Source organism: Candidatus Bathyarchaeota archaeon, from assembly GCA_026014745.1.
Taxonomy (GTDB): domain Archaea; phylum Thermoproteota; class Bathyarchaeia; order Bathyarchaeales; family Bathycorpusculaceae; genus Bathycorpusculum.
The window spans coordinates 1,114,105-1,138,663 of the sequence record JAOZHS010000001.1 but is presented as its reverse complement, the minus strand read 5'-3'; the positions used below and the strand labels follow the sequence as shown (position 1 = coordinate 1,138,663).

Below are 24,559 nucleotides of genomic sequence, written 5' to 3'. Positions count from 1 at the left end.
TCAAATAATCGGGATCCTCTATTGGTTATAGGGAGGGCTTAGCTTGAAAAGCCTTGTGTAGAATAAACAAACCAAAACAAAAATGAAAAGAAGAAAAGAAAATTGGTTTATCTGCTGCTTTGCGCGACGCGTTCGATTTCGTTGCGTTTGGCGACGCCGGCGCTTTTTATGTCTTTGTTAGCTGCCAAGACCAACTCGTCTGCGAGTGTTTCTTGGATGCTTTTTGGGTTGTTTATGCTGGCTGCGCGTGCGCCTACTGTTATGTGGCGTATGGCTAAATCGATTCTGCGTTGTGGAGCAACGTCGACGGAGAGGTGATAGACAACACCACCGTAGCTGATACGTGTGGTATCTTCACAGGGTGCGCTGTTCTCGACTGCTTTGACGAGGACTTCGATGGGGTTTTTGCCGGTTTTTGCGTTGATGATTTCGAATGCTTCTTTTACGATGTTGGTGGCTTTGGCTTTTTTGCCTGCGTTTTTGCCTGATCGCATGAAGCCGTTGATTAGGCGTTCGACGATGTTGACTTTGGCTTTGCGGAATCGTTGGTGTTCATGGCGACCCATGCTGTGGGGTGCAACCATTGGGGTTAAATTGAGGTAGCGTTGTAAACCGATGTCTTGGACTGCGATGTCTTTGAAGGTCCATTTTTGGAAGAGTTTGATTTCTTGAGGTGCTGCAACAGATGGAGCTGGGGCTGTAACTTGTGACATTTCATTTACCTCGCTGGTTTTTGTTTACGGCCATAAACGAGTTCGTTTAGGCTGGTGCCGTTGACTTTGACTACCTTCCATCTGACACCGGGAATGTCGCCCATGGCGCCGCCGCGGGTGCCGCCGATGCCTTCCACTACGACTTCGTCGTGTTCGTCGACAACGTTAAGTGCGCCGTCGCCGGGGAGGAATGCGCTGATTGTGCGGCCGTTTTTGATAAGTTGTGTGCGGACACATTTTCTGATGGCGCTGTTGGGCTGTTTGGATTCGACGCCGACTTTCTCAAGAACAATGCCTCGTGCTTGGGGTGCGCCTTGCATGGGGTCAACTTTTTCGTCGAGCATAAGCATGCGTCGGTTAAAGTAACGATCGTGCCAACGGAAATTCTTCCGTTTCTTAGCTAATTGCCTTGCGGCGAATTCGCCTCTTGGTGACTTGGAACCCATATCTAAGATATTCCTCTTTAATGCACCACCATAGTTAAAACACTAATATATAAACAGAACGAAGAAGCACTGGTTTTTTTGAATTGAAGCACTAAAAATCAGCCAACCCCCGTCCGCCCAGTATTGGTTTACCTGTCATTTTCAGGGGGGCAAACCATAAAAACGGTTTAAAAAATATGTAGAGTTGAGGGGTCTTTGTGGAGAAATTGATGGATTGGCTTTTGGCGGGGGAGCCTTGGGTTGAATATCGAACCCGCCTTGACCTGCTAAACCAAAAAGAAACCGACCCAGAAGTAGCCGCAGCCAAAACCAAAATGGTGGGGCACCCAAAAATTGTGGCGTTAGTTGCAGAGTTGCAGGATTGGCCCGGAACCGTGATTAGCAGCCACAAAAGTGCAGGTCAACCCTTTCACAAACTTGCCTTCCTCGCGGACTTAGGCTTAAATCAAAACGACCCGGGCGTCGCCGAAATCATCGGCAAAGTTATGGCGCATCAATCCGAAGAAGGACCCTTCACGTTGCCCACGAATGTGCCGAAGCATTTTGGCGGCTCAGGAAAAGACGAATGGGGATGGGCGCTTTGCGATGCGCCTACGTTGGTGTATGCGTTGGCAAAGTTTGGCTTAACCCAAAACAGCCAAGTCCAAAAAGCAGCTGCATACATTGCGGGGCTTGGTCGAGATAATGGGTTTCCCTGCGCCGTATCCAAGGAGCTTGGTAGTTTTCATGGTCCGGGCAGAAAAGAAGACCCCTGCCCCTACGCGACGCTAATCAGCCTAAAAGCCCTCCAACAGTTCCCCAAATGGCAAAACAGCAACCAAACCCTCAACGGCGCGGAGAGCCTGCTAAACCTCTGGAGCAACAGCCGCCAACAACACCCCTACATATTCTACATGGGAACCGACTTTAGAAAACTAAAAGCCCCCAACATATGGTACGACATACTCCACGTGCTCGACGTCTTATCAGGGTTTCGATGGCTTAGAAGCGACCCGCGAATACAAGAAATGGCAGAGATTGTGGAGTCAAAGGCGGATAAAGAGGGCAGATACACGCCCGAATCGGTTTGGCAAGCATGGAAAGACTGGGACTTCGGACAAAAAAAGCAACCCTCACAATGGCTAACGCTGCAAACACAAAAAATCCTAAAAAGAACAAAAATGTAACTAAAAAGAGGTATTGAAAAACGAGCTACCTAATGATAACTTTAGCGACTTTTACCTGCGTCTGAACGTTTTTTTCTCCAGCTTCCGTCGTCATTTCTTTCGCGTTCTTTTTCCCATTTGCCCTTTTTAACTTTAGGTACTGGCAATCTCTTCACCCGTTTTAATTTTAAGAGCTCTTTTATTTATCATTTGTGAAAAAAACAGCAATAATTTTTGAAAATTAAAAAATCGGATTGGGACCAAAAAAAGGATTTTCGCTACTATTTGCAGGTTTTCGTCGCTTAATCGGCTTGTCGTGCACAGTTGAATGACAATTAGGACAGAGAACTTTCAGATTAGACATTGTGTTATTTTTAGGGTTACCGTCTTTATGGTGGATATGAGGTTTAATTCCCTCTAAAGAGCGATGACACCGTTCGCAACGCCCTTTAGACCTGACCAAAAGCTTTGTCTTCATGCTCTGTTTTACAGGGATTCGCTTTGGTTCATCATTTCCAAAACCAAATAGATCAAATTTTGGCATAAAATGCCAATAATTTTTAATTGAATATAAATTTATGCAATAAATCTGGCTTAATTTCTCTTATTCAGACAGCTACACAAAGCTGATTTAATAAAAGGTAACCTAACAACTACATCGCTTTCCGAAAGTGTTTCTGCTTTTTAAGGTAGCTCAAACAACGTTTCGAGTGTGCCTTATTTTTCTTGTTTGTTTAGCCATTGTAGTTGTATTTGGAGTTGGTCGTCGTGTTCTTGGGTGTTGGGGTGGCTGCGCATGGTGGCTTCGAGTTTTTGCTGTTCCTCTTTTGCGTGTTGGAGGGTTTCTTGGTAACGGTCACGCATGGTGGTCACCAATCTAGAATGGGTGGGGGGCGGGATTAATTGTTTTTTAGGACTAAACGCTGAGCATTCGAAGGTTGAGCCGCCTCGAACCTATTTGCAGCCTATTTGGATGCTATTAGTGGTTCTATGCATAAACTATAGAGGGGGGTCTGTCTGCCTAAGAGGGATAAGTCTGTGAGGTCACCTCTAAAAAGGGATTTATGCTGCCTATCGCATCAATTCAAGGGTGGGCTGCTTGGCGGGAGGTGAGAGGGTGAGTAAGGTAGAGTTTTCAACGTTTACCTGTCCAGTGTGCGGTTTCGCCGTTAAAACGCCGTTTGGCAAAGAAGACCTCGACGAACTAGTTACGTTGCACAACGCGAAACATCATGATGCAACGCTGCGAGCAAGGATTTCAAAAACAGAATTGATTAGACTACAAAAAAAATAATTTTTCTTTCTTTTTGTTTACTGCTGTTTTTCTAAGAGGGGGTAGGTCAGTATTGGCTGAAAAATGCCTCATTAGTATGTTGAAATTCAGTAGTTAAAAACGAAAAGGGGGGTTAAGCGGGGGTTTTGGTTTTGGGTTTAAGCATCCGCTCGAGGTAGGGTTGGAGTTTGGCGGTTTCTTCTTGGATCTTCTCTGTGCCCAGCGCTTTGCGTTGTTGGTCGATTTCTTTGATGAGGTCAGCATAGCGGTTGCCTTCAGCGGCAGACACGTATTCGACGCGGAAACGTTCAGGACTCAAACCCAGCTTTGCCAAAGTACCTTTTAGTGCGTCAGTGCGCCTCTTCATGTGTACGTTGCCTGTGATGTAGTGGCAGTCATAGGGCAAATGGCAGGCGCCCACAAGAACCACACCCGCGCCCAATCGGAGAGCTTCGAGGATAAATTCGTTAGAGACGCGACCGCTGCACATAACGCGGACAACGCGGATGTTGGCGGGGTAGTCAAAGCGGCTAATCCCTGCAAGGTCTGCGCCTGCGTAGCTGCACCAGTTACACAGAAACGCCATAATCTTCTCTTCAGGCTTATCGGCAAGCGCCGCGTGAATCTGCGCCATAATCTGCTCATCCGTGAAATGCATCTGGCTAATAGCATGCTGAGGACACTCCGCAACACAAGTACCACAGCCATGGCAACTTGCAGTGACAACGGTGGCAACTTGACCCTTAGGTTGATGGATGGCGCCGTAGGGACACTTCGAAACACAAAGGCCACACTTGATGCATTTAGCGGGGTTGATGGTGCTGATGATGGGTTCGATTTTCCACTTCGGTTTACTAATAACCGTAGCCGCCCTAGACGCCGCGCCAGAGCCTTGTGAGACGCTGTAGGGGATGTCTTTTAGACCCGCACATGCACCTGCGAAGAATATGCCGTCTGTGGGGGCATCTAGCGGTTTGAGTTTGGGATGTGCTTCCATGAAGAATCCGCTGGCGTCGCGACTGAGGTTAAGGATACGGGCGACTTCGGCGCTGCCCTTCTTGGGAACTGCGGCGGTTGCAAGCACCACCATATCCACAGGAATCTCGATAGGCTGCCCAAGCAACGACTCCTCAGAGTGCACCGTTAAGTTGTGGGTTTGGGGGTCCTCTTCGATGCGGCTCACCCGACCACGAATAAAGTTCACTCCACGCTCACGGGCACGGTCATAGAACTCCTCATAACCCTTGCCGGGACTACGAATATCCATATAGAATACGTAGACTTCGATGGCTTCTTTGTATTTCTCTTTCAGCTGCACCACATGTTTGAGCGTGTACATGCAGCAGAAGTTACTACAGTAAGGATAATGCGCCTTATCACGGCTGCCCACACATTGGATGAATGCTATGCGATGCGGCTTTTGCCCGTCAGATTGGCGAAGCACTTTGCCGCCCGTGGGGCCTGCAGCGAGGATGAGGCGCTCAAACTCCATGCTTGTCACCACGTTAGGGTACCTGCCGTAACCCAAAAGCGGCATATCGTAGGGTTCATACACGTCAAAGCCTGTGGAGACAACTATGGCGCCTACTTCGAGGTCAACTTCTTTGGGTTGCTGGTCGAAGTCGATGGCTTGGCGCTCCCCGCAGGCTTCGGTGCATTTGAAGCATTCAATACAGTAGTCGCGGTTGATGCTGTAGATGAGGGGGACGGTTTGGTCGAAGGGGACGGATATGGCTTTGCGGGTGCCCAAGTTAAGGTCCCATTCGTTGGGGTACTCGATGGGGCAGGCGTCTTTGCATTCTCCGCAGCCCGTGCATTTCTCGGTTAGGACGTAGCGGGGGTTTTGGCGGATTTTGACGCGGAAGTTACCCACATAGCCATCAACACGAATCAGGTCGCTGTTGGCAAATATGGTAATGTTGGGATGGCGGGCACAATCCACCATCTTTGGGCCTTCGATGCATATGCTGCAGTCCAGCGTGGGGAAAGTCTTGTCAAGAGCCGCCATGTGTCCGCCGATGCTCTGCGTGTTTTCGAGCATGTAAACTTTAAAGCCCTGCTCAGCGAGGTCTAACGCGGCGTTTATCCCTGCGATGCCTCCGCCCACGATTAGGGCTTTGTTGGTGACTGGGACTTCAAGGGTTTTTAGGGGTTGGAGGAGTCGGACTTTGGCGACTGCCATGCGCACAGTTTCTTTGGCGCGTTCCGTAGCCGCGGCGGGGTTAGCTTGGTGGCACCATGAAGCGAATTCTCGGATGTTAGCCATCTCGTAGAGGTAGGGGTTTAGTCCAGCCTCTGATACGGTTCGTCGGAAGGTGGGTTCATGCATGCGGGGACTGCAGGCGGCTATGACGACGCGGTTAAGGTTGTTTTGGCGGATGGCTTTGCGGATTTCTTCTTGGCCGGGGTCAGCACAGGTGTAGCGGTTTTCTTTAACGAAAACAACGTCAGGTAAACTGCGGGCGTAGTCGGCGACTGCTTTAACGTCGACAGTGCCTGCTATGTTTAAGCCACAGTGACAAACGAATACGCCGACACGAGGCGCCTCAGAAGAGTTAGGTGTGCTCATTGTTGTTGCGTCCCTCAAGTTGAAGACGTTTCGCGATTGCTAATTTACGGTTTTCGCAAGCTTGAGTGCGAAATTCCTTGGCGGCATCCGCGCAGGATGTGAGTCTTTCAAGGGTTTTGTTCCATGCACCTGAGTGGATTGCTGCGTGGTGGATGCGGCTGCGGTGGACATGGAGTGCTTCGGGCTGGGGGCAGACGTTTAGACATGCACCGCAGAAGACGCAGGTGGCGGATTCTGCTTGGACTTTTCCATCCTCACCCAAGGTCAGGGTGCCCGGGATGGGGCAGACATCAACACATTTGTGGCATCCCTTGGGGCACTTGTCAGCGTCCACTGAGAGGGCGCCCTCAAAGGTTTTCTTAACATGAATCGTCGAAACGGGACACTCATGCGCGCATAGGGTGCAGGTGGGACAAGCTTCTTTTTGGATGGCGACCTGCGTTTTGGCTGGTTCGTCGCTGGTTTTGGTGACTTTGATTAAGTGCAGGGGGCAGGTTTCTTCGCATTTGGTGCATTCGGGGGGGCATTTGGTGGTTTCGGTTTCGATTTCGCGGGTGAGTTGGGGGTAGCTGTCTTTGGCGAGCACCGCGGGGGTGTGGACGCCGTTTTGGGTTACTTTTATGGCGCCAAAGGGGCAGGTTAAGTCGCATATGGCGCAGAAGTTGCATTTTTTTAGGTCAATATCGACATGGCGATGTTGAGCTTTCCCATCCACGGGGGGCACTTCGGTGGTGGTGACTGCTTCTTTGGGGCAGGCCAAAGTACAAACTTGACAGCCAACGCATCGCCGTCTATCTAATGTTAATCGGTAAGCCTTTACTTGGAGAACCCATTCCAAGGTCAAAAGGTCAGCCGCATCTTGTTTACTAGTTTTTAACGGCATCTACATGTTCACCAGGAATCACGTCACGCAGACAAACGTCCACGCGCACAATTGAATAGTGAAGCAATGCATAGTTTTCGTTATAAATTTTGCCAAAAGAAAAACCCAAAATCAACAAGAAAAACCAAAAAACTCGAGTAATTGCGCATTAAATGACTACCCCCAGACTCTGCCCCTTCCGTTATTTAAACTACAAATATACAAAGCTACCCGGGCAATTTGGGCGGCGGATTTTTTGTTTGCAACCCAAACAGGCGCCTGACTAGGGGTATCAAGGCTTTTACTACCGCAATGGTGAAGAGCACCAGATAGAAGAGGTGGGCTAATGCAAGAATCGGGCTTGTCAAAATCAGGGGCATCGTGAAGGGGTAGCCAAGGGTGCTGGGCAACAGAACCGTGGCGATGGGTATGATGAGGACAAGGTTGGTTTTTTGGTTTGAGAAAAAGACTTTCCAGTCACCCGACGCAAATAGAATTACTGTGGCTACAGCAAACAAGGATAGTTCGAGGGCGAGGTTCGCGGGGTCGGTTATGTCGATGTAGGGTCCGCCTAATTCGTGGAGCCCAAACTCCTGGTTAGTTATGGGCCAGAGTAGTTGTAGTTGTCCTCCCGCTATGAAGTCTGATAGGATGGGGTGGGAGATCATAGCTAAGAAGTAGGGGACTGCTTTTTTGCGTAGCAGAATGAAGATGGGAATAAAGATAATGATTATAGAAATTATAGAGTGGGTGGGGCCACGATGGATTTCGGTGCCAGTGAAAAAGTCATAGATTATGTCGATGTCGGGGAGAATCGAAAGAACCAGAAGTATGGGAACGTTGACTTTTTCGTGGAGTGCCTTCGCGGCGCTTTTACCTAAAAGGTACGCAAGGGCCATATGTCCAACGGCATACAAGCAGTGTTCTCCCCCTTGAGATTTCAAAAGAAGGGAGGTTGCTGCACATTTAAGCGTTAGGGTAGAGTTAGGGTCAAGTTTAGGTGAGCGTTAGCTGCAACTTTCAAGCTGCAAGAATAACTAACGAACACACAAAAACCAAACGAAACTGCGCTACTCAGCAGGTACTAGGGTATGTTCATGATTTTTAGACCCACCGTGACCAGAAAAGCCAAACCACACCCAAGCGCGCATCCCCGTAGCAATCGCTTATCCAGCGCAATCTGTGCAGTGTCAGGCAAAGCAAAAATCAGCTCCGAAGTCACCAGCAAAATGATTGCGGTTACAGCCAGCCACAAACTTAAATCAGATATGGTGAGTGGAAAAATCATGCTTTTTCACCCAAAAACTCAAACCGCACTTTAGTTCCCCCACGCGATAGAACCTGGTCAGTTATGGTTACGGTTCTGCCGCTGGTTTTGGCAAGGGCGCTTGCGACTGCACTTACAACAGGGCAACCTAAGATGCTAACACTTTTCAGTGGCGCTTCAGGGCGATAGAGGCTTTCATAAACAATTCCCGACCCCTTAAAATCCACGCCGCCCGGCGTAACCGTCATGTTCACTGACCGTGCTAAACTTAATCCATCGGTCAAGCTACGCGGAAGAATCGATATCAGTTCATCCATTGTTGCCTTGCTAAAATCCATTTGAAGCTGCTTTTCTAGATGCGCCATCAAACCCGCACCAGGCGACGCGATGAATATGCCTTGGGTTTTGTCTGATATTAATTTGCCCTCTGCTATTTCATCCACGGAGGGCTTGCCGTCGAAGTCTTCAGCTATGAAAACCACGGGTTCTCGTAGGGGTTTGAGATATTCGGGGATGGTGACGTCTTGGGGGTATGCGGGTAGATAGTATGCGTGTCCAGTGAATTTGAGGTCATTCATGACGCGTTCCATGGTGGCATAGGAGGATTTGGCGGTGGAGTCAAGAAGAGTTGTTTCTACGTATCGGTTAGTTTGAGTCGCCGCAAATATCGCGCCCCAAAAAACCAAGCCTAACCCAATGAAGGCAGCGACTTGGACTTCGAAAAATATGGAAAACAAAAATAGGAAGGCACCGGCGACTAAGAAAACGCCTGCCGCCCTCAAAAGCGCAGAAGACTTTTTACGAATAGGTTTGAGTTTTTGCAAAAAAAAAATCCACCTTTAACACTTAAAAAACGAGAATTTCCTTGATATTGACTTAGGCAACCGTTCGCTTTAAGGCTTATGTCAAGTCGGTTTGATTTTTTGGCAACTGTTCGGTTGGGTGTGGTTGTGGCTTTATGGGTTTGCACATGCGTCGCATGAAGCCTAAAGTTAGGTTTATGGGTTTTGCGATTATGCCTAAGCCTGAAAACATTGTTCGGAAATTGTCGATGTCCATTTGGTTGACAGCCCCTATGACTGGAGCCGTTGTCAAGAACACCAACAAAAACACAACCGCACCAACGATCAGCGAGATAACCCAGTAGGCTATGCTTAGCACGGTTATGAGGAGGTAAGTTGCTCCTGAGGCAATCAAAGATGCCAAAAATATTTTTGCGGAGGAAACAAAATCCGCTTTTACGCCGTATTTTCGCCATATCCACGAGAGCCCCCAAAACATACCTGGAAAATTTGCAATCATAGCGCCGATTATGCCGCCTACCACCGCAAGAGCTGGACCGCCTACCTCTGCAAAGTAGGCAACTAAACCGTAGGCAAGCGGCAACCCAACCGCCAATGACAGAATACTTTGTTTCATGACTTGTCGGGTTTGCCCGACGCCACTTTGGAAAACTACCAAGCTGATGTTGCCAATTAAAACCAACAGGTCCACAAGAATTGAGAGGATCAAAAATATGGGTGCGTAGGGGTATTTGGGGGCGGCGTTGGCGACAAAGAGGGATTGGAGAATGCCTTCAGCGGGAAAAAGAGTGTTAACCAGTGGTTCAGCTAGGGTGATTAAGAGCATGGTGGCGGGTACAAGGAGTAGGGCGGTGTATTTGATTGAGGATGCGAAAACGGTTTTGACGAGTTTGGGTTCGGTATCGGGGTTAACTTTAGAGAACATCGGGAACAGGACGGTTTGGATGGGAAAGGACACAAACGTCAAAATCACGGCGAAGTAGGTTCCTGCAAAATAGTTACCCATCATCCAAGTGCCCGCATACGCCGCCATCACAAAGGTGAAAAACTGCGGCAACACACCTATCACGACGTTGGAGACGGTTAGGGGAAGACCGAAGCTAATCATGGGTTTGAGGGTTTTTTTGATGTCACATCTGCCAACCTTACTCTTCTTGAGAGGTCTAAACAGATAGAAATACACAAGCAATATGCAGACTATTCCCGTGGCAACCAAAGAGACAACAGCGGCAAATACCGCGCCAAACACTCCAAACCCCAAAATAATCAGCAACGGACCCAACGCGGTTTTTATGACTGCTTGGAAGATTTGGGCGAAACTGTTGAGTTTCATGCGTTCAAACCCGACAAAGATGCCGCCTGCCGCTGAAATAAGCGCACCCGTAAACACAGCCAACGCTGACAACTCAATGTAGACGCTTAACTCGGACACGTCGGCTGGGCTCAGGATATACGCAAGGGGCCAAGCCAAACCAAAGCAGACCAACGCAAGCGCGGCGCCAGTGATAATTTCAAAAACTATACCTGAGACGATGACGTCGTGGATTTCTTCAGTTTTGCCTTGGGCTTTTAGGCTGGCGATTTTTTGGATTAGGGCGTTGTTTATGCCCCAGTCTCGGAAGAAGCTAATCATGGTGAATGGTATAAGAGCCATGCCGTAGAGTCCGACGCCTTCGGGGGACAGCAACGTAGCCAGTATCAGGGTGCCTACGGCGAGTATGACAGTGCCGCCTACCACTCCTATTAGGAGGTGAAAGCTTCCCAGCGCAGAAGATTTGCCGAGCTCTAATGCCTTATCCATAAAAAAACCCTGCAGCCTGTTTTAGAGGATTATTTGGTTATTATACGCCTTGAGGATGGCTTCTAAATCACGCAACCCATCCAGACCCGACGGAGAGGGAAACTCATCTTTGGCTATACAGTTTATGAAGTATTGGAGTTCATCAAAATGCGGCTGATTAAACGCGGTTATCCCCTTGGTTAGCATTTGATAAATATTCGATGCCCCAGAAGATGGTGCATGCGAAACCGAAACATTCCTAACGCTGCCTAACAAGTCGAGCCGTAAAAGATACTCCTGCGAAAACCAACCCACATTCACTACGGCAATCGAACCCGACTCAAACCGCGCCAGACACATGGCGGAGTCTTCAAAATCCATACGTAACCGATGCCCAAACTGTGCCTTAACGTCGAGGATTTCGCCGAACCACCATCTCAGCAAATTAAACAGATGACAACCCAAATCCATCAAAACCCCGCCGCCCGTCAACTGCAGGTTAAACCACCAGTCAGGAACAGGCACCGGAGAATGCCCATCAGCACGGTGAAAGAAGGGACCTGAACTCACATAGGTGGCATGCGCATTCTCTACTTCGCCCAGCAAGCCGTCGTCGAGGTCTGATTTGACCTGCTTAAAGTGCCGGTTAAACCGCATCGGATACCCCATCATCAACTTGACATGGTTTTGTTCGGCGGCATCGAGGATTTCTTTGCCTTCCCAGATGGTAGTTGCGATGGGTTTTTCGAGGAAAATGTGCTTTTTTGCTTCTGCCGCCTTAACTACGCATCCAAGATGTAGATGCGTCGGCAAGGAAACTACGACGGCGTCGATGGTTGGGTCTTGGAACATTTCGCTATAGTCGGTGTAGGTTTTCTCTATGCCTGCGGCTTTGGCGCGCTTCAAAGCAACCGTAGAGGTGTCCGCGACTGCCACTACCTTAGCGTTTGGAGCCATCAAGGCATGTCGCATGTGGAGTTGCCCGATGAAACCTAACCCCACAATGCCTAACCTTACAGAATCCATTCTATTGCCTCCTACTCGAGTCCCAACCGTTTCCCCAATCCAACGCCAACCAAAATTTTGAGCGCGTTATCTTTACTCTTCATTGAATAGTTCGGTTTAGGATAAATCGCCTTAAACGTACTCAACGGTTCGCCGCAGGTGACGTAGTCACGTTTTCCAAGACCCTCCTGCTCTGCAAGCTGGAAATAGGGGATTTTGTCGGGGTTGAGCCACGCAATTTTAGCCGCAACATTGTCAAGAGCAACGGGGTCTTGACTCGCCATAACCAGTCCCATACGCCTTGGAGCTATGCCTGCAGCGATGTTGTTGTCGATTATGTGGAGGTCAAATTTCATGGCTTTGTTTAATGCCACGATGACGTGTCCGAGGTCAATGTGGTACTTGAATTTCTTGGGGTCGGGGTTGCAGCCGAAGATGTTTTTGAGTGCGCAGGTCAGTTTGATGGGGCTAACCGTGTATTTGATGTGAGCGATGTTTATGCGAATGTCGGCGTCGCTTATGGTTTTGGGTACTTTAAAGTTGTAGACGTTCCCGTCGCAGGGTACATCTACGCTGTCATATTCATCTTCGGACAAGTTAACAAGGCGAACATTCTCTGCTGCAGCGATGTCCTCGTAGCCGAGCATGCGAAAAGCGTACTTGCAACGCATCGCTGACGCATCGGATTCAACGATGGCTATGTCTATATCGGGGTTGATTTCTTCACGCAAATAATCAATGAGTTCGGCTACAAATTGGGGTTCGGTGGTTTGTCCTGTGCTACTGTCCCAGTAATAGCAGAGGTTAGGCTTAATGACTACTTTTCTGATTTTCTTGTCTAAATGATAGTTTATGCAGTTTAGGGCCTCAGAGATCGACTGCTTCATCGGAAAAGGGGCATCTTTAGAAATTTTAACTAAACTAACCAAACTCAAAATTAACCTCTCCAAAAAATTTTCTACTTAAGGGTGGAAGTTACAAACTCCATGCAACCCATCAAATACTGCTTTGACTGCCGTGTCCCATCAACTTGCCCAAAAGCCCGCAGCAAACTTTTGGCTTGCGCATTTCTAGCCTCAGAACGGGACAAGTGAACCGCGTAGGCGCGGACAAGGCGACTAAAGGAAAGTTCAGGTAACTCGTCACCCATCATCTGCGAATCTAAATATGCCAAGTAATGGTCGGCGTACTCACTTTGGGCGGGGATGGGTTGGGGTGTTTGGATGCCATGCTGAGAAGGCAACGCCTGCAGCACATCATCGAGGTATTTGTTCCATCCGGGCGGGCAATGGTCACGCAAAATATTCTCCTGAACCACTTGGGCTTTGACTTGATATGCAGCCAAGTTGTTGAGCGCGTTTTCTAAGATGTCTTTGAATTCTCCAATCGACTGTGTATGTACAGGTGCATCTCTAAAGGATACGTCGTCGGCGCCGCTGATATGAGGCAAAGGTGCATAATCATACCCAATAATCGGTAACCCGTGCATTCCTGCTTCTAAGAGTGCAGTTCCGCTTCCACAGGGAAAACTTGGTACAAACAAATCTGCCGCCCCATAAAATAAGTCTAAAAAGTCGCGATCTACAGTTCCTAACGCTTGAATGCGTCCTTCAACCATTGCGGAAGCCTGTTTCCAAACGCCACGGGGTTCAGGACCCACCGCAAAAAGGCGCACGTTTGGATAGCGTTTGAGTGTGTCCACCATGACCTCAAGGAAGTTGATTTTTCCGAATGGCAGAAACTTTTCGTCTCGCCCAACAGTCAACAAGACTGTGTCGTTGTTGCTTATGTTTAGGGTGTTGCGCAAAACGAAGCCGCTTTGTGCAGGTTCTGGTTTTATTAGTGGTATGGGTAAGAGTTTGTTGTTTGAGCGTCCTCGTCGCTTCGCGCTTAGGATGCTGCCTTGAGTGTGATAGTCTACAATTACATCGGCTACGCTACTGCCTACCCAGAACGCGTGGTCGGCGTGGTTGCAGTACATGACGGGGGGGCAATCGGTTATGCCAAACGCTGCGGTGGGCAAGGGGTCAAAGGGGTGAACAAAAAGCACAACAACATCGGCCCAGTCACGGGCGAAGGCACGCAGCAGATAGGTCTGTTCAGGCAGATTCGGGGTTAACTCAGGGAGGGTATAATGCCATCCGCCAGATTTGGTTATGGCGTCAGTTAATATGTCAGGTAAATCGCCGTTGTGGGCGGTAGATACTAAGCTGTGAATAGAGTTGTCGGAGGTGTTTTGTATCCAGCGGGCAATAAAGGGGGTGTGACCGCCGCTATTGTAACTCTCTGTAACGACGAAAAGAAACCGCATTTTTCCGTAGTCTTTGGTTTTTAAACCACGAGCTATGGGCGAATCAATATCGATGGGTTCCCTTTCTAGAACCTGCGCTACTTCAAGCAACAAACTCTCCAGTTCCGCACTCACATAGAACCCTGGGTGCCGAACAAACGCGAAATGCGCGGCTATTTTTGCCCAGGCCAAAACCGCTTTCAAATCGCCGTTTCTAAACGCGTTTTCGGCGCGTTCAACGGTTTCTTGAAATATTTTTTGGCTTTCTTGAAGCTGTCGGTCTGCTTCAAACATACAATACGCCTCCTTAGGGCGTCATGCGGTAAACGTCATACATTACGGCGCTTGCACCAAACTTTTCTTTTCGACCAATTAACCCAGTGTTTAGCAGTTGCCCCGCCTGCTCGGTAGAGATACCAAAATCAAAGAATCTCTTGTTCTTGTAATGACTGTTGATGAGGTAATCTTCGATTATGTCTTGTGCCCCGATGTTCCAGCCTTCCTTGGAGTTCGCGGCGTACTGCATGTGGGCAACGTTTGTACTTTCATACATGACTACCCCCGCCAACATAGCATTGTCCTTAAAGGAGCCAAATAATCTGATGCTTTCAGGAAAACGACTGCTCAATAGCTTAATTTCCGCTACAGAGTGCACAGGTCTAACGCCGTGACGAGATACCAGCGTTTCATTGGCTATTTGCATGAATCCCTCAAAATCAGTGCTTTGCTCCACAACCAAGCCGTTTCTGCGGGCTTTTCTGAGGTTATCTTGGCGGCTGTGATCAAACGCGCGGGGCTGAGGATAAGGAATTGCTGAAGATACCTGGCGGGCAACCAGCGTGGCATCGTTGCGAAATAGCGCGTAGAGGTCTTCGTCTGCGGGGGCAGAATGGTAAATGTAGGGAACCACCTTATACGTCACTTCAGCTATGCCTTGGTCTCTGCAGTGCGCCCTGAGCGCATCGAAGACTTGCAGCATTAGCTCTTGTGTCATTTCAAACCCTGAGATTACCCCGCCAAACGTTAAGCCGCCATGACTCTGCAGCACATCCCCCAGCAAGTTCGCAGGCATCAACGCAACCAGTTTACTGCCCCTAAAAAACAGCAATGAATGGTCTTTGAATCGGTCAGCGTGGTAGTCCATGTAGTTACGGTTGAAGAGAAACACGCCGTTTTTGGAGGCTGCGACAAACCTGTTCCAGTCCTCGCTGTCCTTAGGCTGGTACTGGGCTACCCAGACAGTTTTGCCTGCTTTACAATGCTGCGGCTGTTCAAGAGTCAAATGGCTTCTTCTCCCGAAATGAAATCTTCGACGCTTCGGTTAGACAGCGATTTTGCGGGGTTGCCCACGTAAACTTTGGCTGCCTCAGTATCAGAAATCACAACAGCCCCTGCACCAATCACGCAGTTCTCTGCGATTTTTACGCTCGCCGCCAAACAGGAGTTTACCCCCAAAAAACAGCCTGCCCCCACAGTGCAAAAACCAGAAACCGCCACATGCGCCCCTACAAAACAATCCGCAGCAACCGTTGAGCGGTGACCAATAAAGCTGCCACTCCAAATAGTCACGTTATCGCCGAGTTTGGCACCCCGCTGTATGATTGCACCTTCGAGTATGAAGCTGTTTTCTCCAATTTCGGTTTGTGTGCCAATGTAGGCTTTGGGGCTGATGTAGCTGCAGATTGGGTAGCCTTTGGCTTTTACAATGTTTAGGAGCCGGCGTCGAAGCCTGTTAAGCTGGGTAAATGAGACTGCTACAAAGGCGCGGTGGGTTTGGGGGCAAAAGACGTCTTGGACGGATTCAAGAGGCACCACAGGTAACCCAAGCAGTGTTTGCTTCTTTAGATAGGCACCCTCCACGCTGAACCCCACTACCTCAAAGTCGGTGTCGGCTGCGAAGTAGTTATGGGCTAACTCTGCGGTTTCGCCGTCGCCTATGATTACTAGTTTCTGTTTAGGACATTTGCCAGCCATTGTGCGCCATCTTCTTAAAAACTGCATAATCCCGCATGTAATCGGATTCCTTGTAAACTTCCGAAACAAGCGAGAGCGCAACTGAGTTGGAAGAGAAGTTTTTGAGCTCACGCCAAATCAGCGGAGGAATGTAGAGACCGTAGTGGGGTCGGTTGAGGAAGAATCTGCGGCGTCTAAACCCGTCGTCAAGGATAACGGTGAAGCTGCCGCTGAGGGCTATGATAACTTGTTGGAGTTCTTTGTGGGCGTGTCCGCCTCTTGTGGCGCCGCTTGGAACATCGTAGAGGTAATAGACGCGTTTGATTTCAAACGGGATTTGGTTGTTTTCTTCTATGAAGGAGAGGTTGCCGCGGTAATCGGTGATTTTGGGGAAATTCACGATTTTGCACTTATCCAGTGCACTGCATACTTCCAACTGCTGCATTTCATCATTCACCAGAAAAAGTTAACATATTACGGCGTTTTCGTGCCGTGTCACTGCCGCCGCCAAGTGGCGACTGCTAAGCTTGGAGGGCAAGAAATAGAAGGGCACAGGAATCCGAATCCGCACAAAACTGTCTTTTAGCGCCTGCGCCGAAATCTTCGCCCGAGACTGATGATTCACGCGGTTGCGCCAAAGAAACCTAAAATGCGCCAAGCCCCACTTCAGCGCATCAAAGTTTCCTAACACAGCAGCTACGTTGCCGTCTTTTAGCATAAACACGGTACTACTTGACAAGTAAAGCAGGTTGATTAACAGGGCACTGGCGAAGTCGCGGAGTTTGGGGTAAATGTCGAGGAGCAGGGTGAGGTTGGATTTTCTGAGGTGATAGGTGGTGAAGCGAATTTTCCAGACGTTGGTTGCTCCGCCGATGTGGCGGATTTTGCTAGCTGAAACCGTGACAACTCTTTTCTGCGCCAACCAAGTCTTAAGCGAAAGCAAAGTATCATCATAGAAGAAGGGCATCGATACATCAAAAAGACCCATCTCCTCCGCGATGGATCGTCGTATCATCATTGAGGCGCCGCAGACAAAGGAGATCTCAAAGATAGGCAAAAAATGTTGAGCAGCAGGTTGATCTTTTGCAAGCTGGTACTTCTCTATGAGGTAATCGCTATAGAGCCACCCCGCGGTCTGCACGGTTTGGCCATCGATATTTAGGATTAGACTTTGTGCGAGACCAATAGAGGCGTCATTTCGCATTGCATCCACCAAAGGGGTGAGCCATTCAGGGTCCACGACAGTGTCGTTATTTAAGAAAACAATGTAGGCGCCGTGAGAGTGTGCGTAGCCGATGTTGTTGCCGCCGCTAAACCCTACATTCACCGGATTCTTCACAAACTGCACCAAAGGATTGTTGCCAAAAGCGGTCTCAGCAGCTTCTAAGCTGCCGTCCTTAGACGCATTGTCCACAAGCACCACCTCAAAGTTGGGGTAACGCGTAGCTAACACCGATTGCAGGCAGTCTTTGATGCAGCCATTTCCATTATAATTAAGAATCACAATGGAAACCAATGGATACTCGTCTTGCAAAAAAAAGCACTTACCGTTTTTGGGTTTTTTTGGGTTTAAACCGATTTAAGTCAGCTATCGGCGAGTAGGCAACGCCGAGTTTCTTGTACAGCAACCATTTTGCACCGATTAAGTTAGCGAATACTAAGCCCTCGATTTTGCGTAGATTATACGCTGGGTTTGTTTTTAGGTACTTTAAACTGTGAAGAACCCGAAAGATGTCGGCTCGGAACTTGTGATGCACAGAGAGCTGAGGCTCCTCGCCATATAGCCGATAAAAGAGCAGTTCCGCCTCCACCGCCCAAAGCAGATCCGTACGGGGGCTAAGGTAGTCGCGGCTGCTGGTTCGACCATGCACGATATGATAGACTTTGACGTCGGGGCTAAAAATGAGCTTGTACCCGCGTTTCCAGATGTGCCAGCCTAAAACCATTTCCCATGCGCAGCCCAAAATCCACTCGCCCCGCAAAGCGATGCCCCGTAGCACCTCACCTGAAATCGCCATCGAGGGACCCCGAAGCAACGCTTTGATGCAGCCATGTTTGCGCCAGTAAGCGTTGTTGCCGCGTTCATAGACTATTCCTGAGACTGCTACTGCATTTTTGTAGTCTTCTAATCCCTTTATTGGGGGACCAAACCAGGCGAATTCGTATGGTGACATGACGGTGGGTAATTCGGTTTCTTGGATGATTTGCAGCCCATTCGGTTGGAGCAGTACGGGAAAGGAGTCGCCAGTGACCGCGGAGACGTCGCTGCCGCAAAAGATTTTCACGGTTTCTTCAAGCCAATCATCCGCGGGAATAGCATCATCGTCAAGGAACGCCACGATGTCGCCAGTGGATTCTTTGACGCCTAAAAAGTAGCCATCCACGATATGCCCGCTGGATTGCGTAACCATTTTCAGTTTGAGGTATTCTTTTGCAGCGGTAAGTACAGCTTCGGTTCCGTCTCCTGATGGCTTAACTACCACAACTACGTCAAAACTACGGTAGGTCTGCCGCTCCAGAGCTGCAAGCAGATACGGCAGTATATCTGCACGTTTGAAGGTTGGAATAACAATTGTTACCCAGCAGTTTCCGTATGCACAATTCATTCAGCTTCCACGGTTCCGTTCATTTTTACGGTAATTTTCTTCGCCGTTTAGCCACTTCACTAAATCAAGGTATTTCTCGTATTTTCGGTTCCGCGTTGAATCCAAAACGCCCTGCCGCTGAGCATACTCTTCAATGAAAACGGCGGATTTGCAGCCAGGGCGGGGTTTAGAAGAAAAGAACACCTTGTTCTCAAATGGTAAATTCTCATATCGCTCCAGCAACTGTTCACTAAAGCCCTCTTCTGCGTCTGAGAACACCACAAAGAGATTGCTAAAGTTTACCCGTTTGGCGCGTCGGCTCCATTTCTCGGCTGCCTCAGCTTCAGTGACGTAGTGGAGAAAGTGGATTTCTACGTCGCCCCCTAAAACGCCGATGGGGTAATCGCGGTGCACTAGTTCTTTGAGTTTTGACGCTGTGGGATGCTTTGATGTTTTTGTGAATTGCATTTTTTGTTTTAGGTACCAGTCGAGGTTTTCAAGGAAACGCATGTAGTCTTGGGGATAAAAAAATGACCAAACCGTGGGGGACGTGAAGTTTAAGCCGAATTTGTGGTACATGCCACCGATGACGCAGTTGTTGCCGATGATGGAGAAATCCTTGTTTTTGAGTTTGGCACGCTCAAACCCCGCAAATAGGGGGTCGATGAGTCTCCATTTTAGTGTTTCTTCTAATCTGTCACGGTTTAGCGTTCGCGGTTGCCTCCTTTGGGGTCGCGTTTTTCTGGAAAAAGAATTTACTGCAACTATTTTTGGGGTGCACAGTAGATTACGCTACCACCGTTGGAGTAGACCACGTCAGTTTGGTTCAGTGGGGCCACTAGGGAGCCGTTCCAGACTTGATTCTCATAGTTAATGCTGAGATAACTCAGATACGCCATTTCGCCGGGGGCGAGCACTGTAGTGTTACTTAGGGTTTCCACTCCGCCTCTGTAGACATGCCCATACGCGGTTAGAGACGTGTAGATTTCTCCATCCGAAGCCATAGTACGATTGAAGGGCGCGTTACTTGAAACCCACTTAGCGCTATTGGCGCTGTAGCTGTCAATAAACCCAAGAATACCATGCAACTTAACGGGGTCCATGGTGCTTAGGCTTAACGCAACGTTCCAGTTTTCAGCGCCTGCAGCCTCGTACGCAAAGCTGGTTTGGAACAGGAAGTACGGTACTAAAATCACCACAACCAGCAACGAAAACACGACGGTTCTTTGATGCTTAGCCATGTAATTTGCGAGTGTCCATATGCCGACGATGCAAAACGGCGCCAAAAAAATCAGCAGAATATGATAGAACCGAGTCATGTTAAGTGTGTTTGCTAAACCTGGTACAACCGTTAACGCCACCAGAAAGATGATTGCCACAATGCTGAAAACGGTGAAGTCGCGATCAAATCGGAACTTTGTCTTGTTTAGCAGAAGCACCAAAAGGCCCAACGCTATGAAGAGCTCCGTTAGATAGGCGAACATGCGGCTGATGGTATTAAGGAATGAAGGTGACTCAGCTAGCCCCAGTCCCGTTAGCACCATTGTACCGCGGCTGGCAGGGTCAAAGAAGCCCCCTAGTTGGCTGAGCACAGATGTGCCAAATGTCATGAAGCTATCAAAAACCACAGCCTCCGACGTGTAGATGTACCAGCCTAACATTGCGACCGAGAAGAAGAGCACCATGCTAAACTGCAAGTTAAGGCTAGGACGCTTTAGATAAACCACGGAAATAGCCCAGGCAACGAAAATTAATATCAAAAAGATTTCCGCGAGGGCATAGTGGGAAACTATAAGGGCGAATCCGAAGATGCCGAAGCTCAAAAACCGTGTGCTACGGTTGATGGTTTTGTTGAGCAGAACCATAAGAAGTAGGATAAGGAATAGTTCGCCAATCATTTGGCGGTTGAGGGCAGTCATTTCAGTGAAGAAAGTGTTTTGTGCCATGAAGAGAAAGGCTGCTAAAAATGCGAGTTTTTTGCCAATGTAGGGTTGCCAGAGCAGGTATGCGGCTATGGGAACTAAAGCGAATAGCAGAGGGAAGACGAGTTTGAAGACCCATGTGGCGTCAATTCCCAGCATGTTTGAGTAGACGGTGGGGAGGATGGTGACGCTTAGCATGGCGTTATATCTGCCCATGCCTAGGTCGGTGGGAACTTGAAAGATTGGGTCCCAGACTGAGTTTATTTGGGTGGTGCGGAACACGAAGAATTCTGAAGGCGAGTCGCCTCCGTAGGATAGGAGGTAGTTGGTGATAAATGTGGTTTGAAACAGGAGTGCCAATGCTATCATGAAGATGGCGTAGGGGTACACTTTGGGTGAATCTTTGTAGAAGACGCCCACTATGAAGACGACGGCGATGGATATGATTGTTAGCATTAAGTAGAAGTTGTCGCCAGTGGTGTTGACGAAGTAGGCGCCGATAACACTTAACACAGGTATGAGCGTTAAAATAACGTAGGAGGGGTGGAAACCCAGCGGTTTTGGTGTCGTTTCTGTTTTTTTGTTGGTGCTTCTTATGTAGGCTATGGCGGCGGCGCCTAAAATCACAGTGTTAACCACCAAAGAAAGAGGCAAAGCTGCGAGAGGAAAAGTGATTCCCACCAGTGGGCCAAACCCGTTAAGCACCAGAGCTGTCACCATTAGAAAGGCGAGGCTGAATCCTGCAGCGTAAACGATGAGTTCGCTGGTTTCGAAGTTAAATTTGAGTAGCTTGATGAAGATTAAGCCGGGAATGAATGTCAAGTAGAATAGTCCTATGACTGCTCGGACTATGGTGAAGTTTAGGAACAGGGCTACATACATTATGACCTGCAGAACTACCACTATGGCTAGAAACTGACCAGAAAAACTGTTTTGTTGCGTCATGCTTTACGCCTACAGATGATTATTTTTAGATACGGATTGATATACTTCCGCCATCTTGGGAGCTATCACGCGGATGTCATAGTTTTTGACGGATTCAAACGCGTTATGCGAAAGTGTCCGTCTGAAGGGTTCATCATGGATTAAGCGGATTAAAGCCGCTGCAAGCTGGTCAACGTCGTGCTCCTCGACGAGTAGCCCGTTAAAGCCGTGGTTTATGGTTTCTTTTAAGATGCCAAAATTCGGTGCTATCACCGCAAGCCCAGCCGACATGGCTTCCAATGAGGCGATATAGCCAAAATTGGTAGCGACAAAAACATCACTCCGCCACAGAAAGGGTCGCACATCGGTTTGTTTGCCCACCATGGCTACGGCGCCTTCCAAGTTTAGTTGCCGTATCAAATTCTGGAGATGCTCAAAGAGTCTTCCATAGCCTACCATGATGAGTTTTGCGTTGGGATATTGACTGTGGGCTTGTTTGAATGCTTTGATTACTATCTCGGGGGTCTGCACGGGTTCTAATCTGCCTACATAGATTATTGTGGGGTCTCGGGGCGCGGTTTCGGCGGGGTTTTGGAAGTGAGGGGAATCGACAAAGTTGGTGATGAAGTAGCTTTTTTTGCCTAGGCCCAACTCCTGCAGAGTACCCAGAATTTCTTTAGAATACGTAGTAATCGCCGCCACATCATGTTCAAGAATATTTCTAATGACAGGGTCCTTAAGCGGCATACCCCCATCTTTGGGGTCACCCACAAAGCCGCCATGCAACGTCATAACCAACGGTTTATGAAAACGCCGACTCAGGAAAATGCCAAGGTTGATGTATTCGAGGTCTTTCCATACGCCATGAATATGGAAAACATCAGCCGAGCGGGCGCCCTTCTGCTGGGCTGCTTCGCGGTAAAGGCTGGCGAACTTCATGCGGTCCACAAGTTCCGGGCTGGAACCAAACGTGTAAATGCAGGCGCCGTTAACGACGTCGACGGGGGTTGGACCAAGGCGGTAAACTTTGAGGAAGCCTGCGTCCTCGTATTTTTTGATGTTTTTGGTTATGAGCAGAAATTTTGTTCGCCCTGTTATGAGGGAAAAGTTGATGGCTTGGGTTTTAGCAAGGTAGCTGGTTAACCATAGAATGTAGCGTTCTAAGCCGCCGATGTCTATGGGCCAGAACCGATCCCACACATGACAAACATTCATCAGAAAACCAACCGCTATTGCCACTGGATATTTTGCTTGATTACCCGCGCAGGGACACCGGCCGCCAAAGACGCCGCTGGAACATCCCGCGTGACAACGGCACCCGCAGCAACCACGGCGCCGTCCCCAACGGTTACGCCCTTCATAATCATGCTGCGGCGACCCACCAATACGCCTCGCCCAATCTCAATCGGCGCCGACTCGGAGGAACCCTCGCGGATGATGCGATGGTGGTCGGTATCGCAGACTTCAACGCCCCATGAGAGCTCGGTGTGGTCGCCGATTTTGATGTTTTTTCCACACAGAATCGACGTGTCGCAGTTGACAAATACGCCGTCTCCGAATTCAAGGGTGGCGCCGCCTAGCACGATGATGGATGCGCCTTGGGCGACGTTGACGGCTCCGTTGAGTACAAGTTTACTGTTGGGACCCATGATGAGCATGCTGGGATGAGTGGATGGGTGAAAAAACGCGCTTGGCAGCCCCATCAAAAGCGAGCCTCTATTGACGATTTGCGCGTTCTTCTGAAGCAAAACCTTGGTTTTACCATCGATAAGCAAAGTGCCTAACCAGCGGTGGTTGGCGCCTGCGTTTCCCCGAAAATATGTTTGGGTACTTTTGAGGATTGTGCGTAAACCGATGTGGTTCTCTATTAAGGTCTGCCAGTTAGTCACGCTGCATCGCCCCTAATCGAAGTATCGGTTAAAAAGAGCCATAAACCGCCGAGAGAAATTCTCCAGCGAAAACTGATCCGCGATTCGCTTCATATCCTCCGCATCCCGCGCCATCCAAACCGCCATGGCACAGTTGATTTTTTCTGCAGCTTCTCGGATGCTCTCATAGCGGTACTGTGGGGGAACGAATTCTTTCATGCCGCCCGAATTATGCACAATCGGCAAACAACCCAACGCCATAGCCTCCACAATTGAGATACCGAAATGTTCGCCTTCCATAGGATGCAAATACACCTTCGCCTGTTTGAGTAGGCTGATTTTTTGTTCGGCGGAGGCGTTGGGGTAAAAGTGGACGCGGTCTTCTAAGTTCAGCTTGCGGGTTAAGATTTGCAGGTTTTGGAGGGTTTCTTTATGGTAGAGGCGCCCGACTATGGCGAACTGGATGTCGGGGTTTGTTTGGGCTGCGATGTAGGGTATGCGTTCAAGCTGTTTGTTGTATTCTAAGCGTGAAACCGTCACCACAAGCTTCTCCTCCGGGTTCTTGTCGGCGTCTTTGCCGATCTTGGATATGGCGGATGAAAACGGGGGATAGAGCACCTCGACGGTTTTCTCTGAGTATTGCTGAATTTCTTGGGCGGTGTAGTAGCTGTTTGCTAACACCAGACGCGAATCATATTTGACAAGGTTTTTTTCGAGGACCACATGGGGAACGGTGCCGGCTTGCATGATGCGGGGATTGGTGAGGTAGGGAAATTTTTTGGTGAAGGCGTGTTGGTTTAGGTAGGGGTAGTGGATGTAGCTGATGTCGGTCCAGGGGAAAACGCAGTTGGAGAAGGCGTCGAGGAAAAGGTTGCATTTGGATTTGGCAATGTAGGAGTGGATGATAGTTTGGTAGAAGTCGGCGAGTTCTCGGGGGTTGAAGTACGTGGGTTGCACTATGGCTTGGATTTTTGCACAGAGAGTTTCGCCGAAGTAGTGTTTGATTGCTTTTGAGTCCACGGCTTGGTTCGCGAAGATTATTACCTCGTGGTTGTTTTGGGCTAAGGCGTTGGCGAGGGCTACTGCAACAAATTCGCCGCCGCCGTAAACGTTCAGGGTGGGACAAAAAACGCCGACCTTCACAAGTGCTCCTA

General features: G+C 49.0%; 24 protein-coding genes. 2 read left to right on the top strand and 22 right to left on the bottom strand.

Annotation, left to right across the window (positions count from 1 at the left end):
* Positions 1-107: 107 nt before the first annotated feature.
* Together NWE92_06025 and NWE92_06020 are read right to left on the bottom strand one after the other, a co-directional pair.
* Positions 108-713 carry a 30S ribosomal protein S7 gene (locus NWE92_06025; GenBank protein MCW4029188.1) on the bottom strand — a complete coding sequence of 202 codons (606 nt, stop codon included), beginning with the start codon at positions 711-713 and terminating at the stop codon, positions 108-110.
* A 5-nt stretch (positions 714-718) separates the two neighbouring features.
* Positions 719-1,159, bottom strand: coding sequence for a 30S ribosomal protein S12 (locus tag NWE92_06020; protein ID MCW4029187.1), 441 nt, complete (start codon positions 1,157-1,159; stop codon positions 719-721).
* Positions 1,160-1,356: 197 nt separating this feature from the next.
* Here NWE92_06020 and NWE92_06015 point away from each other — a divergent pair, with 197 nt between their 5' ends.
* Positions 1,357-2,325, top strand: a complete 969-nt coding sequence (locus tag NWE92_06015; GenBank protein ID MCW4029186.1) for a hypothetical protein — start codon at positions 1,357-1,359, stop codon at positions 2,323-2,325.
* A 696-nt stretch (positions 2,326-3,021) separates the two neighbouring features.
* On the opposite strand, the gene NWE92_06010 is transcribed toward NWE92_06015, so the two are convergent.
* Entirely contained in the window at positions 3,022-3,168 is a 147-nt protein-coding gene (locus NWE92_06010) for a hypothetical protein (protein MCW4029185.1), read from the bottom strand.
* Between the two features lie 253 nt (positions 3,169-3,421).
* Between NWE92_06010 and NWE92_06005 the strand changes: the two genes are divergently transcribed.
* The gene (locus NWE92_06005; protein ID MCW4029184.1) at positions 3,422-3,598 is read left to right on the top strand and encodes a hypothetical protein; all 177 of its coding nucleotides are present in this window, start codon (positions 3,422-3,424) and stop codon (positions 3,596-3,598) included.
* Positions 3,599-3,710: 112 nt separating this feature from the next.
* Here the strand turns inward: NWE92_06005 and NWE92_06000 are convergent, their stop codons facing one another.
* The 19 genes from NWE92_06000 to NWE92_05910 all read right to left on the bottom strand — a co-directional run bounded on the left by NWE92_06000 (position 3,711) and on the right by NWE92_05910 (position 24,548).
* Positions 3,711-6,146 carry a hydrogenase iron-sulfur subunit gene (locus NWE92_06000; GenBank protein MCW4029183.1) on the bottom strand — a complete coding sequence of 812 codons (2,436 nt, stop codon included), beginning with the start codon at positions 6,144-6,146 and terminating at the stop codon, positions 3,711-3,713.
* The gene (locus NWE92_05995; protein ID MCW4029182.1) at positions 6,133-7,029 is read right to left on the bottom strand and encodes a 4Fe-4S dicluster domain-containing protein; all 897 of its coding nucleotides are present in this window, start codon (positions 7,027-7,029) and stop codon (positions 6,133-6,135) included. The genes NWE92_06000 and NWE92_05995 overlap by 14 nt, the downstream gene beginning before the upstream one ends.
* Before the next feature lie 206 nt (positions 7,030-7,235).
* Positions 7,236-7,952, bottom strand: coding sequence for a metal-dependent hydrolase (locus tag NWE92_05990; GenBank protein ID MCW4029181.1), 717 nt, complete (start codon positions 7,950-7,952; stop codon positions 7,236-7,238).
* 140 nt (positions 7,953-8,092) lie between these two features.
* Positions 8,093-8,296 (bottom strand): hypothetical protein, encoded by a 204-nt coding sequence (locus NWE92_05985; protein MCW4029180.1) that lies wholly within the window; start codon positions 8,294-8,296, stop codon positions 8,093-8,095.
* The gene (locus NWE92_05980) at positions 8,293-9,099 is read right to left on the bottom strand and encodes a hypothetical protein (GenBank protein ID MCW4029179.1); all 807 of its coding nucleotides are present in this window, start codon (positions 9,097-9,099) and stop codon (positions 8,293-8,295) included. The genes NWE92_05985 and NWE92_05980 overlap by 4 nt, the downstream gene beginning before the upstream one ends.
* A 76-nt stretch (positions 9,100-9,175) precedes the next feature.
* Positions 9,176-10,879 carry an oligosaccharide flippase family protein gene (locus NWE92_05975; GenBank protein MCW4029178.1) on the bottom strand — a complete coding sequence of 568 codons (1,704 nt, stop codon included), beginning with the start codon at positions 10,877-10,879 and terminating at the stop codon, positions 9,176-9,178.
* Between the two features lie 21 nt (positions 10,880-10,900).
* Positions 10,901-11,884 (bottom strand): Gfo/Idh/MocA family oxidoreductase, encoded by a 984-nt coding sequence (locus NWE92_05970; GenBank protein ID MCW4029177.1) that lies wholly within the window; start codon positions 11,882-11,884, stop codon positions 10,901-10,903.
* Positions 11,885-11,895: 11 nt separating this feature from the next.
* Positions 11,896-12,750 (bottom strand): DUF362 domain-containing protein, encoded by an 855-nt coding sequence (locus NWE92_05965; GenBank protein ID MCW4029176.1) that lies wholly within the window; start codon positions 12,748-12,750, stop codon positions 11,896-11,898.
* Between the two features lie 71 nt (positions 12,751-12,821).
* Positions 12,822-14,447 carry a glycosyltransferase gene (locus tag NWE92_05960; GenBank protein MCW4029175.1) on the bottom strand — a complete coding sequence of 542 codons (1,626 nt, stop codon included), beginning with the start codon at positions 14,445-14,447 and terminating at the stop codon, positions 12,822-12,824.
* 13 nt (positions 14,448-14,460) lie between these two features.
* Complete coding sequence (locus tag NWE92_05955) at positions 14,461-15,435, bottom strand: GNAT family N-acetyltransferase (protein MCW4029174.1); 975 nt, start codon at positions 15,433-15,435, stop codon at positions 14,461-14,463.
* A complete protein-coding gene (locus NWE92_05950) occupies positions 15,432-16,127 on the bottom strand; it encodes an acetyltransferase (protein MCW4029173.1) in 696 nt (231 codons plus the stop codon). Before NWE92_05950 ends, NWE92_05955 begins: the two co-directional genes overlap by 4 nt.
* Positions 16,108-16,551 carry an FdtA/QdtA family cupin domain-containing protein gene (locus NWE92_05945; GenBank protein ID MCW4029172.1) on the bottom strand — a complete coding sequence of 148 codons (444 nt, stop codon included), beginning with the start codon at positions 16,549-16,551 and terminating at the stop codon, positions 16,108-16,110. Before NWE92_05945 ends, NWE92_05950 begins: the two co-directional genes overlap by 20 nt.
* A 21-nt stretch (positions 16,552-16,572) precedes the next feature.
* Positions 16,573-17,640, bottom strand: coding sequence for a glycosyltransferase family 2 protein (locus NWE92_05940; GenBank protein ID MCW4029171.1), 1,068 nt, complete (start codon positions 17,638-17,640; stop codon positions 16,573-16,575).
* Between the two features lie 10 nt (positions 17,641-17,650).
* On the bottom strand, positions 17,651-18,712 hold the full coding sequence (locus NWE92_05935) for a glycosyltransferase (GenBank protein MCW4029170.1): 1,062 nt from the start codon (positions 18,710-18,712) through the stop codon (positions 17,651-17,653).
* Positions 18,713-19,357, bottom strand: coding sequence for a DUF1919 domain-containing protein (locus NWE92_05930; protein ID MCW4029169.1), 645 nt, complete (start codon positions 19,355-19,357; stop codon positions 18,713-18,715). It abuts the gene before it with no gap.
* 98 nt (positions 19,358-19,455) lie between these two features.
* Positions 19,456-21,558 (bottom strand): DUF2206 domain-containing protein, encoded by a 2,103-nt coding sequence (locus tag NWE92_05925; GenBank protein ID MCW4029168.1) that lies wholly within the window; start codon positions 21,556-21,558, stop codon positions 19,456-19,458.
* A 9-nt stretch (positions 21,559-21,567) separates the two neighbouring features.
* A complete protein-coding gene (locus NWE92_05920; GenBank protein MCW4029167.1) occupies positions 21,568-22,752 on the bottom strand; it encodes a glycosyltransferase family 4 protein in 1,185 nt (394 codons plus the stop codon).
* Between the two features lie 14 nt (positions 22,753-22,766).
* Complete coding sequence (locus NWE92_05915; protein MCW4029166.1) at positions 22,767-23,186, bottom strand: acyltransferase; 420 nt, start codon at positions 23,184-23,186, stop codon at positions 22,767-22,769.
* A 252-nt stretch (positions 23,187-23,438) separates the two neighbouring features.
* Positions 23,439-24,548 carry a glycosyltransferase gene (locus NWE92_05910; GenBank protein MCW4029165.1) on the bottom strand — a complete coding sequence of 370 codons (1,110 nt, stop codon included), beginning with the start codon at positions 24,546-24,548 and terminating at the stop codon, positions 23,439-23,441.
* Positions 24,549-24,559 lie beyond the last annotated feature (11 nt).

What these genes read in the sequence shown, in the direction of transcription:
- NWE92_06010 (MCW4029185.1), bottom strand. Translation starts at nt 3,168, where the DNA reads ATGCGTGACCGTTACCAAGAAACCCTCCAACACGCAAAAGAGGAACAG.
- NWE92_05925 (MCW4029168.1), bottom strand. Translation starts at nt 21,558, where the DNA reads ATGACGCAACAAAACAGTTTTTCTGGTCAGTTTCTAGCCATAGTGGTA.
- NWE92_05970 (MCW4029177.1), bottom strand. Translation starts at nt 11,884, where the DNA reads ATGGATTCTGTAAGGTTAGGCATTGTGGGGTTAGGTTTCATCGGGCAA.
- NWE92_05965 (MCW4029176.1), bottom strand. Translation starts at nt 12,750, where the DNA reads ATGAAGCAGTCGATCTCTGAGGCCCTAAACTGCATAAACTATCATTTA.
- NWE92_05920 (MCW4029167.1), bottom strand. Translation starts at nt 22,752, where the DNA reads ATGAATGTTTGTCATGTGTGGGATCGGTTCTGGCCCATAGACATCGGC.
- NWE92_05960 (MCW4029175.1), bottom strand. Translation starts at nt 14,447, where the DNA reads ATGTTTGAAGCAGACCGACAGCTTCAAGAAAGCCAAAAAATATTTCAA.
- NWE92_05935 (MCW4029170.1), bottom strand. Translation starts at nt 18,712, where the DNA reads ATGAATTGTGCATACGGAAACTGCTGGGTAACAATTGTTATTCCAACC.
- NWE92_05950 (MCW4029173.1), bottom strand. Translation starts at nt 16,127, where the DNA reads ATGGCTGGCAAATGTCCTAAACAGAAACTAGTAATCATAGGCGACGGC.
- NWE92_06000 (MCW4029183.1), bottom strand. Translation starts at nt 6,146, where the DNA reads ATGAGCACACCTAACTCTTCTGAGGCGCCTCGTGTCGGCGTATTCGTT.
- NWE92_05975 (MCW4029178.1), bottom strand. Translation starts at nt 10,879, where the DNA reads ATGGATAAGGCATTAGAGCTCGGCAAATCTTCTGCGCTGGGAAGCTTT.
- NWE92_06020 (MCW4029187.1), bottom strand. Translation starts at nt 1,159, where the DNA reads ATGGGTTCCAAGTCACCAAGAGGCGAATTCGCCGCAAGGCAATTAGCT.
- NWE92_05995 (MCW4029182.1), bottom strand. Translation starts at nt 7,029, where the DNA reads ATGCCGTTAAAAACTAGTAAACAAGATGCGGCTGACCTTTTGACCTTG.
- NWE92_05915 (MCW4029166.1), bottom strand. Translation starts at nt 23,186, where the DNA reads ATGGGTCCCAACAGTAAACTTGTACTCAACGGAGCCGTCAACGTCGCC.
- NWE92_06025 (MCW4029188.1), bottom strand. Translation starts at nt 713, where the DNA reads ATGTCACAAGTTACAGCCCCAGCTCCATCTGTTGCAGCACCTCAAGAA.
- NWE92_05945 (MCW4029172.1), bottom strand. Translation starts at nt 16,551, where the DNA reads ATGCAGCAGTTGGAAGTATGCAGTGCACTGGATAAGTGCAAAATCGTG.
- NWE92_05985 (MCW4029180.1), bottom strand. Translation starts at nt 8,296, where the DNA reads ATGATTTTTCCACTCACCATATCTGATTTAAGTTTGTGGCTGGCTGTA.